Below are 15513 nucleotides of genomic sequence, written 5' to 3' on the forward strand. Positions count from 1 at the left end.
GACAACGTCATGGCTCTGGACATCGTGATCATGGCCGCGGGCAAGGGAACCCGCATGAAATCGGCCCGGCCCAAGGTGCTGCACCGCCTGGCCGGGCGCAGTCTACTTCAGCACGTGGTCGATACCGCGGCGGCGCTGAAGGCCGAGCGCAGCGTCGTGATCACCGGCCACGGCGCCGCGCAGGTCGAGGCGGCGTTCGGCGGCGCCGGCCTCGAGTTCGTGCGCCAGGAGCCGCAGCTCGGCACCGGCCACGCGGTGCAGCAGGCCGCGCCCAGGCTGCACGACGAAGGCACCACGCTGATCCTCAACGGCGACGTGCCGCTGATCGAGGCCGACACGCTGGCCAAGCTGGTGCAGGCCTGCGGCGGCAAGTCGCTGGCGCTGCTGACCGTCGTGCTCGACGACCCGACCGGCTACGGCCGCGTCGTGCGCAGCGGCGACTCGGTGGGCGGGCTGGTCGAGGCGATCGTCGAGCACAAGGACGCCAACGAGGCGCAGCGCCGCATCCAGGAGGTCTACACCGGCGTGATGGCCGCGCCCACCGCGCTGCTCAAGCGCTGGCTCGCCAACCTGAAGAACGACAACGCGCAGAAGGAGTACTACCTCACCGACGTGGTGGCGATGGCGGTGGACGACCACGTGCGCGTGGTCGCCACCCACGCGCACGACGAGACCGAGGTGCTGGGCATCAACAGCCCGGCGCAGCTCGCCGAGCTGGAGCGGCGCTACCAGCGCCGCATCGCCGACGCGCTGATGGAAGCCGGCGTGCGCCTGGCCGACCCCGACCGCATCGACGTGCGCGGCGAGCTGAGCTGCGGGCAGGACGTCGACATCGACGTGAACTGCGTGTTCGAGGGCCGCGTCGAACTGGGCAGCAACGTGCGCATCGCCTCGCACTGCGTGCTGCGCAACTGCCGCATCGCCGACAACGCGGTGATCCATTCCTTCACCCACATCGACGGCGAGGCGCAGGGCGCGCGTGTCGGCGCCGGCGCGCTGGTCGGCCCGTTCGCGCGGCTGCGCCCCGGCGCCGAGCTGGCCGAGGAGGTGCACATCGGCAACTTCGTCGAGGTGAAGAACTCCACGCTGGCGCGCGGCGCCAAGGCCAACCACCTCGCCTACCTGGGCGACGCGACGGTGGGCGAGCGCGTCAACTACGGCGCCGGCAGCATCACCGCCAACTACGACGGCGCCAACAAGCACCGAACCGTGCTCGGCGCCGACGTGCACGTGGGCAGCAACTGCGTGCTGGTGGCGCCGATCACGGTGGGCGCGGGCGCCACCATCGGCGCCGGCTCCACGGTCGCCAAGGACGTGCCGGCCGGCCAGCTCACCGTGGCGCGCGCCAAGGCGGCCTCGCTGCCCGGCTGGACGCGCCCGGTCAAGGCGAAGAAGTAGCCGCGCGCTCGCGGGCGCGGCGCTCGCGCGCCCAGGCCTCGAAGGCCGGCGCCGGCATCGGCGCGCCGACCAGCAGGCCCTGGATCTGCGCGCAGCCCTGGCGCGCCAGGAAGTCGCGCTGGGCCTCGGTCTCGACGCCCTCGGCGGTCACCGTCATGCCCAGGCTCAGCCCGAGCTGCACGATGGCGCGCGTGATCGCCGCCGAGTCGCGGTTGCCGGGCAGGTCGTGCACGAAGGAGCGGTCGATCTTGATCTTGTCGATCGGCAGTTCCTTGAGGTGGCCGAGCGACGAGTAGCCGGTGCCGAAGTCGTCGACCGCGATGCCCAGGCCCATCGCCTTCAGGCGCAGCAGGCGGTGCTTCACCTCGCCGATGTCGTCCATCAGCATGCGCTCGGTCAGCTCGAGTTCGAGCAGGCGCGCCGCCGGGCGCGCGTCGCCGTCGTCGGCCAGCACCTGCGCCACCGCCTCGACGAAGCCGACCGACTGGAACTGCACCGTCGAGAGGTTCACCGCCACCGGCGCCACGGCCAGGCCCTGCGCGTCCCAGCGCTGCGCGCTGCGCGCCGCCTCGGTCAGCGCCCACTGGCCGATGGCCAGCATCAGGCGCTGGCGCTCGGCCACCGGGATGAACTGGTCGGGCACGAGCAGGCCGCGCTCGGGGTGGTTCCAGCGCAGCAGCGCCTCGCAGCCGACCAGCACGCCGTCGCCGGCGCGCACCTGCGGCTGGAAGTACAGCTCGAACTCGCCGCGTTCGAGCGCCTGCGCGAGCTGGCCTTCGAGCACCAGCGCGGCGTAGGCGCTGTCGGCGATGCCGCGGTCGAAGAACTGGTGGTTGGCGCGGCCCTTGGCCTTGGCCAGGTACATCGCGCTGTCGGCGTTCTTGATCAGCTCGTCGGGCGTGTCGGCGTCGCCGGGGAAGAACGCCACGCCGATCGACGGCGTCACCGAGATCGGCCGCCCTTCCGCGTCCACCGGCGCCTCGATCGCGGCGATCAGCTTGCGCGCGACCTCGTCGACCTCGTCGCGCCGCCGCTCGCGCGACGGGCCGCCGTGCAGCAGCACCATGAACTCGTCGCCGCCGAAGCGCGCCACCAGGTCGGTGGCGCGCAGGCTGGCGAGGATGCGCTCGGCCACGGTGCGCAGCAGCGCGTCGCCGGCCAGGTGGCCGAGCGAGTCGTTGACGCGCTTGAAGTGGTCGAGGTCGATGAACAGCAGCGCGAGCTGCGTGCCCTCGGCCTCGGCCGCGGCCATGTGCTGCTGCAACTGCTCCAGGAACGACATGCGGTTCGGCAGGCCGGTCAGCGCGTCGTGGTGGGCGAGGTGGTGGATGCGCGCCTGCGCCGCCTGGCGGTCGCGGATGTCGCGCACGATGGTCATGCGCAGGCGCTCGCCGTTGCGCAGCATGGTGCGCCCGATCAGCTCGACCGCGATGCGCTGCCCGGCCCGGTCGACCAGCGCCGACTCGTAGGCGAGTTCCTGGCCCGAGTCGAGCACCGCCGCGACGCGCGCACGCTGGTCGGGCGCGACGTAGTCCAGCGTCGGCCGGCCGCACAGCTCGGCCAGCGAGTAGCCCACCAGCGCGCACAGCGGCGGGTTGACGTCGGTGATCACGCCGTCCTTGTGGAAGACGATGCCCTCGACGCTGGCGTGCAGGAACTTGGCCAGCCGCTCCTCCGACTCGCGCGCCGCGCGCTCGGCCAGCCGGTAGCGCGTGACGTCGGAGATCAGCACGAAGCAGCCCACCGTGTCGCCGGCCTCGCCGACGTGCGGCAGCAGGTGCACCTCGATGAAACGCGGCTTGCCGCCGCGCCCCGTCAGCTCGCGCTCGTAGGACGCCACCTCCCGGTGCTGCAGCACGCGCTGCATGTGCGGCCGGATCCGCGCCTCGGCCTCGGCGCCGATCACCTCGGCGACGTGCTTGCCGACGACGGCGTACTCGTCGGTATTGAAGGCGCGCGCATAGGCCTTGTTGGCGAACTGGCACTGGAAGTCGCTGGCGCGGTAGTAGGCGATCTGCGCCGGCACGTTGTCGGCCAGCAGCCGGAACAGCCGCGCCTGCGCGCGCGCCTCGGCCTCAGAGCGCTTGACGGCGCTGGCGTCGTGCAGCAGGCACAGCCAGCGCCGCGCGCCCGGCTGCCAGCGCGCCGCCCAGTCGACCCACGCCGCGCCGTCGCCCGCCGCGCTGCCGGAGATGAAGACGGCCGTGGCGAAGTCGGCGCGCGCCGCCAGCTTCGCCAGCAGCTCGCGGCGGCTGCCGGCGTCGAACAGCTCCTGCCAGGCGCGGCCCAGCAGGTGCGAGCTCTCGCGCCGCGCCAGCGCGGCGAAGGCGGCGTTGACGTGCAGCGCGCCGCCATGTTCGTCGAGCAGCAGCAGCGGGCCCGGCAGTGCGTCCCAGGCGGCGGTGTCGTCGCTGGCTCGGCGGGCCATCACGAGGGCGTGGACGATCTCAGCGTCTGCAGCGCGAGGCACAGGTCGTCCCAGGCCTTGGCCTTGTCCTCCAGGTTGCGCAGCAGGTAGGCCGGGTGGTAGGTGACGATCAGCGGCACGTCGTGATAACGGTGCACGCGCGAGCGCAGCCGGCCGATCGGCTCGTGGCTGCGCAGCAGGCTCTGCACCGCGAAGCGCCCCATCGCCAGGATGATGCGCGGGCGGATCAGCTCGATCTGGCGGATCAGGAAGGGCTCGCACTGCGCGAGTTCCTCGGGCTCCGGGTTGCGGTTGCCCGGCGGGCGGCATTTCAGCGTGTTGGCGATGTAGACCTGATGCGCCGCGTCGGCTTCGGCGCGCGTCAGGCCGACGGCGCGCAGCATGTTGTCGAGCAACTGGCCGGACTTGCCGACGAAGGGCTCGCCCTGGCGGTCTTCCTGCTCGCCGGGCGCTTCGCCGACGATCATCCAGTGCGCGCTGGTGTTGCCGACGCCGAACACCGTCTGGCGCCGGCCTTCGCAGAGCTTGCAGGCGCGGCAGGCGACGACGGCTTCGCGCAGCGCGGGCCAGTCCATCGCCTCGACGCCCGTGGCACGGTGCCGCGCCGCTGGCTCCGGCGCGGGCTCGGGTGCGGGCTGCGGCGCGGCCACCGGACGATCCTCCTCGGGCGGCAGCCACAAGCGCACACCCATTTCGGCCAGCATCGCCTGCTGGCGCTCAGTCCAGCCCATCGCCCGCTCCTTCGATCGCCAGGCTCATCACGATCGCGTCCTCGCGCCGGCCGTGGGCGTCGGGGTAGTAGCCCTTGCGCCGGCCCATGTCGGCGAAGCCGCGGCGGCGGTAGATGGCGCGTGCGCGCTGGTTGCTCTCGCGCACCTCGAGCCACAGCTTGTTCGCGCCGCGCTCGCGGCACAGCGCCTCCAGCGCGTCGAGCATGTCGCGCGCGTGGCCCTGGTGCCAGCAACGCGGCGCGACGGTGATGTTCAGCAGGTGCATCTCCTCGACGCCGGCCATCGCGACGAAGTAGCCGACGATCTGCGCACCGTCGTCGTACAGCACGCGCGCGTCGTAGCCGGCGGCCAGCGAATCGACGAAGTTGCCGCGGCTCCACGGGAAGGCATAGGCGCCGGCCTCGATGGCCAGCACGGCGTCGAGATGCAGCACGCTCATCGGCAGCAGCAGCGGCTGCCTCGCTTGCGGCACCGCGCTCATGCCTCGGCCTTGGCGCGTTGCGCCGCCTCGCGCTCGGCGGTGGTCTGCGCGACCTTGTCGCGCAGGTACACCGGCAGCGCCAGCGCGGCGTCGACGGCCGCGCCGTCGCGCCACGCCGCCTCGGCCAGCCGCGCCAGCGCGGCGGCGCGCGAGCGTGTGGCCGGGCGTTGCAGCGCGGCGCCGGTGGCGAGGCGTTCGCCGAACGCGGACAACGCCGAGCCGGCCACGCAGCGCGGCGGCTCGGCCGCCCAGCGCCGGTTCAGTTCCTCCGGGCGGCACAGCATAGGCGCGGCGAGCACCTGCCAGCGCTCGCCGTCGCGGCGGTAGTGCGCGGCGTAGACCTCGTCCATGCGCGCATCCATCGCCACCCAGCAATCGGCAGCTTGTTCGCCGAGTTCGTCGAAAGCCTCCTGCGCCACCAGCAGCAGGCTGTCCAGCGCCAGCACCGGCTTGCCGGCGCCCAGCGCCAGGCCCTGCGCCACCGAGCAGGCGCTGCGCAAGCCGGTGAACGCGCCGGGGCCGCGCCCGAAGCCGATCGCGTCGATGTCGTTCAGCGTGCAGCCGGCCGATTGCAGCAGCGCCATCACCTCCGGCAGCAGGCGCGCCGAGGCCAGCGCGCCGCCTTCGCCCTCGAAAACGAAGCTTCGGCCGTCACGACTGAGAGCGATGCACATCGCCTCGGTGGCGCAGTCGATGGCCAGCAGACAAGTCATGACAGCCCCTCGTCCGACGAGTACGTCGGCCGATCCCCCGAGGGGAACGACGGCCGCGGCTCCATGCCCGCCTGCGCGGGCATGGACGGCCGAAGTGCCGGCCCCGTCTCGGGGCCGGCGGGGGCCGGCTTGGGAGCGTCCCGGCGCTCGGCCCGCAGGGCTGCGATGGCGTCTTGGTTCATGCGACGACGAGTGTACGGCGCGGCCCATGCGATCATCGCGGCCCATGCCGCCCCCGATGTTCCGGCGCCCGCTCGCCGCCGCGCTGCTGCTCGCCGCCTCCGCCGCCGCCTTCGCCCGCCTGCCCGGCGAGATCCACACCGCGCTCGACCGCGTCAAGCTGCCGCCCGAGGCCGTGGTCGTCGTCGTGCAGGAGGTCGGCAGCGCGCGCAACCGCCTCGCCTGGCGCGAGGCGGTGCCGGTCAACCCGGCCTCGCTGACCAAGCTCGTGACCACCTATGCCGCGCTCGACCTGCTCGGCCCGGCCTGGACCTGGAACACGCCGGTGTGGCTGCAAGGCACGGTGAGCGACGGCGTGCTCGACGGCAACCTCGTCATCAAGGGCAGCGGCGACCCCAAGCTGGTGCCCGAGCGGCTGTGGCTGATGCTGCGCCGCGTGCAGCAGCTCGGCGTGCGTGAGATCCGCGGCGACATCGTGCTCGACCGCGGCGCCTTCGTCGTGCCCGAGCAGAACCCGGCCGATTTCGACGGCGAGCCGCTGCGCCCCTACAACGTGCGCGCCGACGCGCTGCTGCTGGGCTACCGCTCGGTGCTGATCGGCTTCACGCCCGACGCGGCGCGCGGCGTCGCGCTGGTCAGCCTCGACCCGCCGCTGGCCGGCGTCGGCATCGACGCCAGCGTGCCGCTGAGCGCCGCCGCCTGCGGCGACTGGCGCGGCGAGCTGCGCGCCGACTTCAGCGACCCGCTGCGCCTGCGCCTGTCGGGCAGCTTCCCCGGCGCCTGCGGCGAGAAGACCTGGCCGCTGGCCTACGCCGAGCCGCGCCGCTACGACGAACGCATGCTCGCCGGCCTGTGGCGCGAGATGGGCGGCAGGCTCGCCGGCACGGTGCGCGACGGCAGCGCGCCGGCCGCGCCGCCGACCTTCAGCAGCGCCTCGCCGGCGCTGGCCGAGGTGATCCGCGACATCAACAAGTACAGCAACAACGTGATGGCGCAGCAGCTCTTCCTCACGCTCGGGCTGGTGCGCAGCGGGCGCGGCACGCCGGAGGCCTCGCGCGAGCTGCTGCAGCGCTGGCTGGCCGAGCGCATCGGCCGCCAGAACGCCGAGGGCGTGGTGATCGACAACGGCTCGGGCCTGTCGCGCCAGACGCGGCTGTCGGCGCAGCAGCTCGCGCGGCTGCTGCAATCGGCCTGGGGCAGCGCGGTGATGCCCGAGCTGCTGGCCTCGCTGCCGGTGTCGGGCATCGACGGCACGCTGACGCGCTCGAAGGCGCCGCCCGGCCGCGCGCACCTGAAGACCGGCTCGCTGCGCGACGTGGCCGGCATCGCCGGCTACGTGCTCGGCGCCAGCGGCCGGCGCTACGTGGTGGTGGCGATCGCCAACCACGCCAACGCCGGCGCGGCGCGGCCGGCCTTCGACGCGCTGGTGCAGTGGGTGGTGCAGGACGGCGCGTCCGGTGCCGTCACCGAATGAATCAGAAGCGGTACGACAGCCCGACGGCGTAGGTCACCGGGCGGAAGTCGATCTCGGTGGTCAGCACCGTCGTGCCGGCGGCCACCAGCTTCGACTTGGTGTCCACGCGCGCCACGCTGGCGAACAGGCCCCAGTTCTTGTCGAAGGCGTAGTCCACGCCGGCCTGCACCACCAGGCCGGTGGAGTCGGACATCTTCACGTTCGACGCCAGCTTGGACTTCACGCTGGTGAACTTGGTGTAGTTGATGCCCGCGCCGAGGTAGGGGCGCAGCCGGTCGCCCTCGCTGCCGAAGTGGTAGTTGACGATCAGCGTCGGCGCCACGTTGCGCGCCGACAGGATGTCGTCGCCGAGGAAGGCCACCGTGCCGGTCGCCTTGGCCTTGATCTTGGGCGGCACGCCGATGATCAGCTCGACGCCGATCTCGGGCGTGAACAGGCGCTCGTAGGTCAGCAGCAGCGTGGTCGCGTCGCCGGTCTCGGCATCCGCGCCGGGCGGCACGCCGATGCCCTGGATGCCCTTGGTCTTCGAGTTCGTCGTGTACTGGATCGCGCCGACCTTGACGATGTTCTGCACGGTCTGCGCCTGCGCCGCGCCGCCGGCCGCGAACACGGCCGCGGCCGTCGCCTGGAGGATGAACTTCATGGTGTGCTTCTCCGGGGTGCGGGTGGCGTCAGATCCAGCCGAAGGCGCGAAGCTGGGCGAGGAAGACGTCGCTGAACGCCTTGTGGCCGCCGGTGCTGGGGTGCACCGAGTCGGCGAAGAACCAGGTGGCGGGGTCGGCCGGCGGCGTGTCGCGCAGCGAACCCGGGCCGCAGAACAGCGAGGAGCCGTCGGTCACGTTGTTGGCCGTGGCCGCCGCGATCTTGGCGGCGTCGCAGGCCGGCGTCGTGATGTTGGTGAAGCCGAGCTGCGTCGCCTTGGCGGTCAGGTCCTTGAACAGCGCGAAGGTGTCGATGATCTGCACCGGCTGGCCGGTCAGTCCGTCGCGCAGCCACAGGTTGAAGATGCGCGACAGGTCGGTCAGCACGCCGCGCGCCGGCGCCACCTGCGCCGAGTTGCCGAAGGGCGTGTCGGCGATGTCGCTGAGCGTCATCACCGCGACGTACTTGCCGCCCTTGGCGAGGATCTGCGACTTCACCAGCGCGGCCAGCTCCAGGGCGGCCTGCTTCATGCCGGCCTGCGCCTCGGTCTGCGCCTGGAACAGCGCGGCGTTGGCCTGGTCGGCGGTGAGCGTGCCGCCTTGCGCCTGGGCCTGGATCTGCCCCGCCTTGGCGGCGAAGATGCCGAACTGCGTGAACACGTCGTTGCTGCCGACGTAGACCATGATCAGGTCGGTGTCGGCGAAGCGCCCGCCGAAGGCCGGGTTGGCGAGGTGGTTGGCGATCTGCGTGGACACCGGCACGGTCAGCGCGCCGGCGCCGGTGGCCGGGTCGTGGCCGATGCCGTTCGGGTCGCTGACGCGCGAGCCGCCCTGGCCGTAGGCGGTGCACGACTTCGCGATCACCGGATTCGGATTGGCCGCCGCCGGGCAGTTCACGGCCTGCCCGTTGAAACCCACCTGCGCCGGCGTGACCAGCAGCCCGAGCGCCGCGGCCACGTTCTCGACCCAGATCGTGCTGGTGCTGCTGTTGGTGGTGAACTTGCCGCCCGGGATGCCGAACTGGGCGGGCACCGGTGAGTAGGTGCCGACGTCGCTGAGGCTGTCGCCGAAGCTGATCAGCGCGGTGAAGTTGCCCTTGGTGGTCGGTGCGCCCGAAGGCGAGCCGCTGCCGGGCACATCGGGGTCGCCCCCGCCACAAGCCGCGAGCAGCGCGGCCGCCAGCGCCAGCGGCGCCACGGAACGGAACAGCTTCATGCACACCTCTTCGTGGTCGGTCAAAAACGAACGGTCGTTCGTTTTCTGTCCGGCCACTATAGGCGCGCGCCGCGGCGCGGCGCCGCAGGACAAACCCGGCTCGCGCCCTCGGGACTTTTCCCGATCAGAAGGGGTTGGTGCGCACCCGGTTCGCGGCCAGCGTGCCGATGTAGGCGTGGCCCTGCGGGCCGAAGTGGCGGTCGTCGGCCCACAGGTGCGAGGTCGAGGTGGCGCCCGTCACCAGCGTGTCGGTGCTGCAGTCGATCAGCGCGGGCGCGAGCGCCGCGTCGCAGGCCACCACCAGCGAGTTGCTCATCGCGTAGCTGCTCGGGTACTTGTACATCGTGTCCATCAGCTCGTTGGTCAGCATCAGCGCCACCTCCGAGCCGTTCTCCTTGGCGATGCCCAGGCGCAGCCCGCCGTTGAAGGCGTCCACCATCTCCTTGAGCAGCTTGGTGCGCGAGTTGTCGCCGGCGGTCACATCGTCGGCGCGCGCGAAGGGCATCACCGACAGGCTGGGCACGGTCGACACCAGCACCTTGCCGCCGGCGTCGGCGACGCGCACCACCTGCGCCGCCAGCGCGCCGCCCGCGGCCTTGGCCGCGGCCACCAGTTCCGCGCTCGGCGTGGCCGGGTAGCTCGCGTACAGCGCCAGCAGGTCGTGCTGGCCGACCAGCAGCGTCACCAGATCCCTGTCGGAGAAGGAATCGGCGGCGAGGTGCTGGTCGATCTGCGCCGCGAGGTCGGCCACCGTGGCGCCTTCGGCCGCATAGATGCGGCTGGCCGGGTCGGCGACGTTGTCGGGATTGCACTCGGGAAACACCAGGCCGTGGCTGGCGGCCAGGCGCTGCACCCACAGCGGGTTCGTGACGCACGACAGCGTCTTCACGCCGCCGCTGTCGGCCACCATCGCGTTGATGCCGTACTTGCGGCCCGCCGGGGTGATGACGCTGTACTCGTCGCCGAAGGCCAGCACGCGGCGCGGCTCGAAGGCCTTGACCGGATCGCCGCCGCCGCAGGAGGCCAGCAGCGTCGCGAGGCCGAGGGTGAAGGCCAGCGCGGCGCGTCGGGGGGCGAAGGCGGAGAAATTCATCGAAGCTCCAACAATGGAAGGTGTGATCGTCGCGTGTCAGGCGGCCGCGGCGGCGCGAACCAGCCGGTCGCGCACGCCGTCCCAGGCGGCACCGGCCGGCGGCTCCTCGACCCAGATCAGATCCAGGCCGAGGGCATCGAGTTCGCGCAGGACGGCGAAGAGCTCGTGCGCGGCGCGCTCGGGCGCGTCGGGCATCGCGCGCCGCGCGAGGCGCGAGCCGGGCGGCAAGGGCACGGTGCGCGAATATACCGCCAGCTTCAGGGCGCTGTCGCCGAGCATCTGCAACGCCGTGTTGAGCATCTCGGTGGGCATCAGGCGCAGCCTGGCGCGCGGCGCGTAGTGCGCCTCCAGCGTGCCGGAGGCGCGCGGCGCGTCCGCGCCCGGCCGGGCCAGCGGCGCGCCGAGCGCGGCCTCGATGCGGCCGCGCTCGATCTGCCCCGGCCGCAGCAGCGCCGGCGCGCGGCCCGAGCAGTCGACGATGCTCGACTCGATGCCGACCTCGCAATCGCCGCCGTCGAGCACCGGCAGCGCGGCGCCGAACTCGTCGACGACGTGCTGCGCGCGCGTCGGGCTGATGCGGCCGAAGCGGTTGGCGCTCGGCGCGGCGACGCCGCGCACGCCGCGCCGCCGCGCCGCGCCGAGCAGCGCGCGCGCCACCGGGTGCGCCGGGCAGCGCAGGCCGATGCTGGCCTGCCCCGCGGCGGCGGCCGAGGCGACGCCCGGCGCGCGCGGCACGATGAGGGTCAGCGGCCCGGGCCAGAAAGCGGCGATCAGGCGCTCGGCGGCGGCGTTCAGCGCGCCGGCGAACACCAGCGCGTCGGCGCGGTCGAGCACGTGCACGATCAGCGGGTGGTCGGCCGGGCGGCCCTTCAGCGCGAAGATCCTGCCCACCGCCGCGTCGTCGTCGGCGCGCGCGCCCAGGCCGTAGACGGTTTCGGTCGGGAAGGCGACCAGTTCGCCCGCGGCGAGCGTCTCGGCCGCCTGTTCGATCGCGGCATCGTCCTGGCCCGGCAGCAGCACTAGAACGCCTCGATGCCCAGCAGCGCGGCGGCGCGCAGCGCGAGCTCGCGCGCCGCCTCGGCCGTTGCCGCGGTGATCGTCAGGTGGCCCATCTTGCGCCCGCGCCGCGCCTCGGCCTTGCCGTACAGGTGCAGGTGCGCGCCGGGCAGCGCCAGCACGCCCGCCCAGTCGGGTTCGACGGCCCGCTCACCGCGCGCGAACCACAGGTCGCCGAGCAGGTTCAGCATCAGCGCCGGCGAATGCAGGCGCGGCTGCACCAGCGGCGCGCCGGCCAGCGTGCGCACCTGCAGCTCGAACTGCGAGACGTCGCAGGCGTCGATGCTATAGTGGCCGGAGTTGTGCGGCCGCGGCGCCATCTCGTTGGCGACCAGCGAGCCGTCGGCGAGCACGAAGAACTCGACGCACAGCACGCCGACGTAGCCCATCGAGGCGGCGATGCGTTCGGCCGCCGCGACGGCCTGCCCGGAGAGTTTGCCGTCGATCGCCGCCGGCACCGTGGTGACGGCGAGGATGCCGTCGCGGTGCAGGTTGCGCTGCACCGGCAGGTGAACCACCGCGCCGTCGGCGCCGCGCGCGACGATCACGCTGATCTCGGCGGCGAGCTCGAGCCGCTGTTCGAGCACGCAGGCCACGCCCTTCATCGCCGCCCAGGCGGCGGCGAGTTCGGCGCGGTCGCGCACGCGCGCCTGGCCCTTGCCGTCGTAGCCCAGGCGCGCGGTCTTCAGGATGCCGGGCAGCAGCCCGGCATCCACGCCGTCGAGCTGCGCTGGCGTCTCGATGACGGCGTGCGCCGCGCAGGGCACGCCGCAGCGCACGAAGTGCGCCTTCTCCAGCGCGCGGTCCTGGCAGATCGCCACCGCGTCGGCGCCCGGCGCCACCGGACGCGACGCCGCGAGCGTGCGCAGCGCGGCGGCCGGCACGTTCTCGAACTCGGTGGTGACCGCCGCGCTGCACCGCGCCAGTTGCGCGAGGCCGGCGTCGTCGAGGTACTCGGCGCGCACGTGGCGCTGCGCCACCCCGCCGGCCGGGCTCGCGGCGTCGGGGTCGAGCACCGCGGCGGCGTAACCGAGCTGCTGGGCGGCGTGCACGAACATGCGGCCGAGCTGGCCGCCGCCCATCACGCCGAGCGTGGCGCCGGGAGCGATGAAGCGCTCGCCGCTCACTTCAGTTCGGAGGTCATCGCCCGCGCCGCCTCGGTCTGGCGCGCGCGGTAGGCGTCGAGCTTCGCGCGCAGCGCGGCGTCGCCGGCGGCCAGCATCGCCACCGCGAACAGCGCCGCGTTGGCCGCGCCGGCCGCGCCGATCGCGAAGGTGGCCACCGGAATGCCCTTGGGCATCTGCACGATCGAGTGCAGCGAGTCGACGCCTTGCAGGTGCCGGCTCGCCACCGGCACGCCGAGCACCGGCACCGTGGTCTTGGCCGCCAGCATGCCGGGCAGGTGCGCCGCGCCGCCGGCGCCGGCGATGATCGCGCGCAGGCCGCGCGCCGCGGCGCCTTCCGCGTAGGCGAACATGTCGTCGGGCATGCGGTGCGCCGAGACGACGCGCGCCTCGTGCGGCACGCCGAACTCGGCGAGGATCTCGGCGGCGGCTTTCAAGGTCTCCCAGTCGCTGCTGGAGCCCATCACGACGCCGACGAGCGGGGGGGCGACGGTCACGGCCTGCTCCGGTCTTCTGGCGAAACCGGTCATTGTAGGCGGCGCGCCCTTCGACAAGCTCAGGGCGCGAACGGATCAGCGCGTCAGATCACCGTCTGCGCGAGTTCGCCGCGCGCGTAGCGCTGCGTCACCTCGACCAGCGTCTGCGGCTTGATCTTGCCGGCCTGGCCTTCGCAGCCGAATTCGAGGTAGCGCTGCTTGCACACCTTGTAGGCGGCTTCGCGCGCCGGCTTCAGCCATTCGCGGGCGTCGAACTTGTCGGGGTTCTCGGCCATGAACTTGCGCACCGCGCCGGTCATCGCGAGGCGGATGTCGGTGTCGATGTTGATCTTGCGCACGCCGTGCTTGATCGCTTCCTGGATCTCCTCGATCGGCACGCCGTAGGTCTCCTTCATCTTGCCGCCGTACTGGTTGATGATGGCCAGCAGCTCCTGCGGCACCGACGACGAGCCGTGCATCACCAGGTGCGTGTTCGGGATGCGCTTGTGGATCTCCTTGACGCGCCCGATGGCCAGGATGTCGCCGGTGGGCTTGCGGGTGAACTTGTAGGCGCCGTGGCTGGTGCCGATGGCGATGGCCAGCGCGTCGAGCTGCGTCGCCTTGACGAACTGCGCGGCTTCCTCGGGGTCGGTCAGCAGCGCGCTGTGGTCGAGCTTGCCGACCGCGCCGACGCCGTCTTCCTCGCCGGCCTCGCCGGTTTCCAGGCTGCCCAGGCAGCCCAGTTCGCCCTCGACGGTGACGCCCACCGCGTGGGCCATGTCGACCACCTTGCGCGTGACCTGCACGTTGTAGGCGAAGTCGGCCGGCGTCTTGCCGTCCTCGCGCAGCGAGCCGTCCATCATCACCGAGCCGAAGCCGAGCTTGATCGCGCCCTCGCAGATCGCCGGCGAGGTGCCGTGGTCCTGGTGCATCACCAGCGGGATCTGCGGATAGGCCTCGGTGGCGGCCTGGATCAGGTGCTTGATGAAGGATTCGCCGGCGTACTTGCGCGCGCCGGCGCTGGCCTGCAGGATCACCGGCGCGCCGACCTCGCCGGCGGCCTGCATCACCGCCTGCACCTGTTCGAGGTTGTTGACGTTGAAGGCGGGGATGCCGTAGCCGTTCTCGGCGGCGTGGTCGAGGAGCTGGCGCATCGAAACGAGGGGCATGTCGTTCTCCGGAATGGGTGTTCGTCCGTAACCTGTCGGTAACTGCCTCGATTTTAGCCAGCGGGGTCGGCGCGACCGGGCCGCCGGACGCCCGCATCCGGGGGATCGCGCCACGCCCGGCTCAGCCGATGCGCTCGGCGCGGTAGCCCTGCTCGCGCAGCGCGGCGAGGATCTGCGCGATGTGCGCTACGCCGCGCGTCTGCACCACCACCTCGATCTCGGCGCGCTCCACCGACAGCGAGGTGAAGGCGCGCTGGTGCTCGACCGAATCGATGTTGGCGCCGAGCCGGCCCAGCAGCGTGGCGACGTCGGCCAGCGCGCCCGGCACGTCGCGGATGTCCAGGCGCAGCCGCGCCAGCCGGCCCGACTTGACCATGCCGCGCTGCACGATCTCGGCCAGCACCAGCGGCTCGATGTTGCCGCCGCTGAGCACCAGGCCGACATGCCGGCCGGCGAAGCGCGCGCCGTGTTTGATCAGCGCGGCCAGGCCGACGGCGCCGGCGCCCTCGACCACGGTCTTCTCGATCTCCAGCAGCATCAGGATGGCCTGCTCGATGTCGTCCTCGGCCACCAGCAGCACGTCGTCGACGCGCTCGCGGATCAGCGGCAGCGTCAGCGCGCCGGGCGCCCTGACCGCGATGCCGTCGGCGATGGTGGCCTGCGCGCTCTCGCGCGCGCCGCCGTGCGCGGCGTTCCAGGCGGCCGGGAAGCGTTCCGTCTGCACGCCGACCACCTGGATGCCGGGCCGCAGCGCCTTGGCCGCGGTGGCGATGCCGGAGATCAGCCCGCCGCCGCCGATGGCCACCAGCAGCGTGTCGAGCTGCGGCTGCGCGGCCAGCATTTCCAGCGCGATGGTGCCCTGGCCCGCCGCCACCGCCAGGTCGTCGTAGGGATGCACCAGCGTCAGGCCGCGCTCGCGCGCCAGCGCCAGGCCGTGGTTGCGCGCATCGTCGAAGGTGTCGCCCTCCAGCACCACGCCGGCGCCGAAGCGGCGCGTGTTCTCGACCTTCACCGCCGGCGCGAAGCGCGGCATCACGATCACCGCCGGGATGCCCATGCGCTGCGCGTGGTACGCCACGCCCTGCGCGTGGTTGCCGGCCGACACCGCCAGCACGCCGGCCGCGCGCTCGGCGGCGCCCAGTTGCGCCATCTTGTTGAGCGCGCCGCGCTCCTTGAACGAGGCGGTGAACTGGTGGTTCTCGAACTTCAGGCAGACCTCGCAGCCGGCCAGCGCCGACAGCGTGCGCGAGCGCAGGCAGGGCGTGTCCACCACCTCGCCGCGCAGGCGTTCGGCGGCTGCTTGAACGTTGGCGAGCGTCAGCGTATCGGACATT

At 72.7% G+C, this 15513-nt stretch carries 14 protein-coding genes; 2 read left to right on the forward strand and 12 right to left on the reverse strand.

Going from position 1 to position 15513, the window contains the following annotated elements; all coding sequences use genetic code 11:
- Nucleotides 1-9 precede the first annotated feature (9 nt).
- On the forward strand, nucleotides 10-1398 hold the full coding sequence (glmU, locus tag QM792_RS17610; protein WP_415151400.1) for a bifunctional UDP-N-acetylglucosamine diphosphorylase/glucosamine-1-phosphate N-acetyltransferase GlmU: 1389 nt from the start codon (nucleotides 10-12) through the stop codon (nucleotides 1396-1398).
- Here glmU and QM792_RS17615 read toward each other — a convergent pair.
- From QM792_RS17615 to tsaB, 4 genes are read right to left on the reverse strand one after another with little or no spacing between them, the layout of a single operon-like run.
- Entirely contained in the window at nucleotides 1382-3826 is a 2445-nt protein-coding gene (locus tag QM792_RS17615; RefSeq protein ID WP_415151657.1) for an EAL domain-containing protein, read from the reverse strand. The two genes, glmU and QM792_RS17615, sit on opposite strands and share 17 nt — an antisense overlap.
- On the reverse strand, nucleotides 3826-4557 hold the full coding sequence (locus QM792_RS17620) for a uracil-DNA glycosylase (protein ID WP_415151401.1): 732 nt from the start codon (nucleotides 4555-4557) through the stop codon (nucleotides 3826-3828). Before QM792_RS17620 ends, QM792_RS17615 begins: the two co-directional genes overlap by 1 nt.
- A complete protein-coding gene (gene rimI, locus QM792_RS17625) occupies nucleotides 4544-5038 on the reverse strand; it encodes a ribosomal protein S18-alanine N-acetyltransferase (RefSeq protein WP_415151402.1) in 495 nt (164 codons plus the stop codon). Before rimI ends, QM792_RS17620 begins: the two co-directional genes overlap by 14 nt.
- Nucleotides 5035-5751, reverse strand: a complete 717-nt coding sequence (tsaB, locus tag QM792_RS17630; protein WP_415151403.1) for a tRNA (adenosine(37)-N6)-threonylcarbamoyltransferase complex dimerization subunit type 1 TsaB — start codon at nucleotides 5749-5751, stop codon at nucleotides 5035-5037. Before tsaB ends, rimI begins: the two co-directional genes overlap by 4 nt.
- A 226-nt stretch (nucleotides 5752-5977) precedes the next feature.
- Between tsaB and dacB the strand changes: the two genes are divergently transcribed.
- Entirely contained in the window at nucleotides 5978-7405 is a 1428-nt protein-coding gene (gene dacB, locus QM792_RS17635; RefSeq protein ID WP_415151404.1) for a D-alanyl-D-alanine carboxypeptidase/D-alanyl-D-alanine-endopeptidase, read from the forward strand.
- 1 nt (nucleotide 7406) lies between these two features.
- Here the strand turns inward: dacB and QM792_RS17640 are convergent, their stop codons facing one another.
- The 8 genes from QM792_RS17640 to QM792_RS17675 all read right to left on the reverse strand — a co-directional run bounded on the left by QM792_RS17640 (nucleotide 7407) and on the right by QM792_RS17675 (nucleotide 15512).
- Nucleotides 7407-8048, reverse strand: coding sequence for an OmpW/AlkL family protein (locus tag QM792_RS17640; RefSeq protein ID WP_415151405.1), 642 nt, complete (start codon nucleotides 8046-8048; stop codon nucleotides 7407-7409).
- Nucleotides 8049-8076: 28 nt separating this feature from the next.
- The gene (locus QM792_RS17645) at nucleotides 8077-9261 is read right to left on the reverse strand and encodes an SGNH/GDSL hydrolase family protein (RefSeq protein ID WP_415151406.1); all 1185 of its coding nucleotides are present in this window, start codon (nucleotides 9259-9261) and stop codon (nucleotides 8077-8079) included.
- A gap of 124 nt (nucleotides 9262-9385) precedes the next feature.
- The gene (locus QM792_RS17650; protein WP_415151407.1) at nucleotides 9386-10354 is read right to left on the reverse strand and encodes an esterase; all 969 of its coding nucleotides are present in this window, start codon (nucleotides 10352-10354) and stop codon (nucleotides 9386-9388) included.
- A gap of 36 nt (nucleotides 10355-10390) precedes the next feature.
- Nucleotides 10391-11374, reverse strand: a complete 984-nt coding sequence (locus tag QM792_RS17655; RefSeq protein ID WP_415151408.1) for an L-threonylcarbamoyladenylate synthase — start codon at nucleotides 11372-11374, stop codon at nucleotides 10391-10393.
- Nucleotides 11374-12537 (reverse strand): 5-(carboxyamino)imidazole ribonucleotide synthase, encoded by a 1164-nt coding sequence (locus tag QM792_RS17660; RefSeq protein WP_415151409.1) that lies wholly within the window; start codon nucleotides 12535-12537, stop codon nucleotides 11374-11376. The genes QM792_RS17655 and QM792_RS17660 overlap by 1 nt, the downstream gene beginning before the upstream one ends.
- Nucleotides 12534-12998, reverse strand: coding sequence for a 5-(carboxyamino)imidazole ribonucleotide mutase (gene purE, locus QM792_RS17665; protein ID WP_415151658.1), 465 nt, complete (start codon nucleotides 12996-12998; stop codon nucleotides 12534-12536). The genes QM792_RS17660 and purE overlap by 4 nt, the downstream gene beginning before the upstream one ends.
- 116 nt (nucleotides 12999-13114) lie before the next feature.
- Nucleotides 13115-14179: a class II fructose-bisphosphate aldolase gene (gene fba, locus QM792_RS17670; protein ID WP_415151410.1), complete on the reverse strand. Its 1065-nt coding sequence runs from the start codon at nucleotides 14177-14179 to the stop codon at nucleotides 13115-13117.
- A 121-nt stretch (nucleotides 14180-14300) separates the two neighbouring features.
- Nucleotides 14301-15512 (reverse strand): threonine ammonia-lyase, encoded by a 1212-nt coding sequence (locus QM792_RS17675; protein WP_415151411.1) that lies wholly within the window; start codon nucleotides 15510-15512, stop codon nucleotides 14301-14303.
- Nucleotide 15513: the final 1 nt, after the last annotated feature.

Source organism: Piscinibacter sp. (assembly GCF_047600445.1).
Taxonomy (GTDB): domain Bacteria; phylum Pseudomonadota; class Gammaproteobacteria; order Burkholderiales; family Burkholderiaceae_C; genus Piscinibacter.

What these genes read in the sequence shown, in the direction of transcription:
- glmU (WP_415151400.1), top strand. Translation starts at nt 10, where the DNA reads ATGGCTCTGGACATCGTGATCATGGCCGCGGGCAAGGGAACCCGCATG.
- QM792_RS17615 (WP_415151657.1), bottom strand. Translation starts at nt 3,826, where the DNA reads ATGGCCCGCCGAGCCAGCGACGACACCGCCGCCTGGGACGCACTGCCG.
- QM792_RS17620 (WP_415151401.1), bottom strand. Translation starts at nt 4,557, where the DNA reads ATGGGCTGGACTGAGCGCCAGCAGGCGATGCTGGCCGAAATGGGTGTG.
- rimI (WP_415151402.1), bottom strand. Translation starts at nt 5,038, where the DNA reads ATGAGCGCGGTGCCGCAAGCGAGGCAGCCGCTGCTGCTGCCGATGAGC.
- tsaB (WP_415151403.1), bottom strand. Translation starts at nt 5,751, where the DNA reads ATGACTTGTCTGCTGGCCATCGACTGCGCCACCGAGGCGATGTGCATC.
- dacB (WP_415151404.1), top strand. Translation starts at nt 5,978, where the DNA reads ATGCCGCCCCCGATGTTCCGGCGCCCGCTCGCCGCCGCGCTGCTGCTC.
- QM792_RS17640 (WP_415151405.1), bottom strand. Translation starts at nt 8,048, where the DNA reads ATGAAGTTCATCCTCCAGGCGACGGCCGCGGCCGTGTTCGCGGCCGGC.
- QM792_RS17645 (WP_415151406.1), bottom strand. Translation starts at nt 9,261, where the DNA reads ATGAAGCTGTTCCGTTCCGTGGCGCCGCTGGCGCTGGCGGCCGCGCTG.
- QM792_RS17650 (WP_415151407.1), bottom strand. Translation starts at nt 10,354, where the DNA reads ATGAATTTCTCCGCCTTCGCCCCCCGACGCGCCGCGCTGGCCTTCACC.
- purE (WP_415151658.1), bottom strand. Translation starts at nt 12,998, where the DNA reads ATGGGCTCCAGCAGCGACTGGGAGACCTTGAAAGCCGCCGCCGAGATC.
- fba (WP_415151410.1), bottom strand. Translation starts at nt 14,179, where the DNA reads ATGCCCCTCGTTTCGATGCGCCAGCTCCTCGACCACGCCGCCGAGAAC.
- QM792_RS17675 (WP_415151411.1), bottom strand. Translation starts at nt 15,512, where the DNA reads ATGTCCGATACGCTGACGCTCGCCAACGTTCAAGCAGCCGCCGAACGC.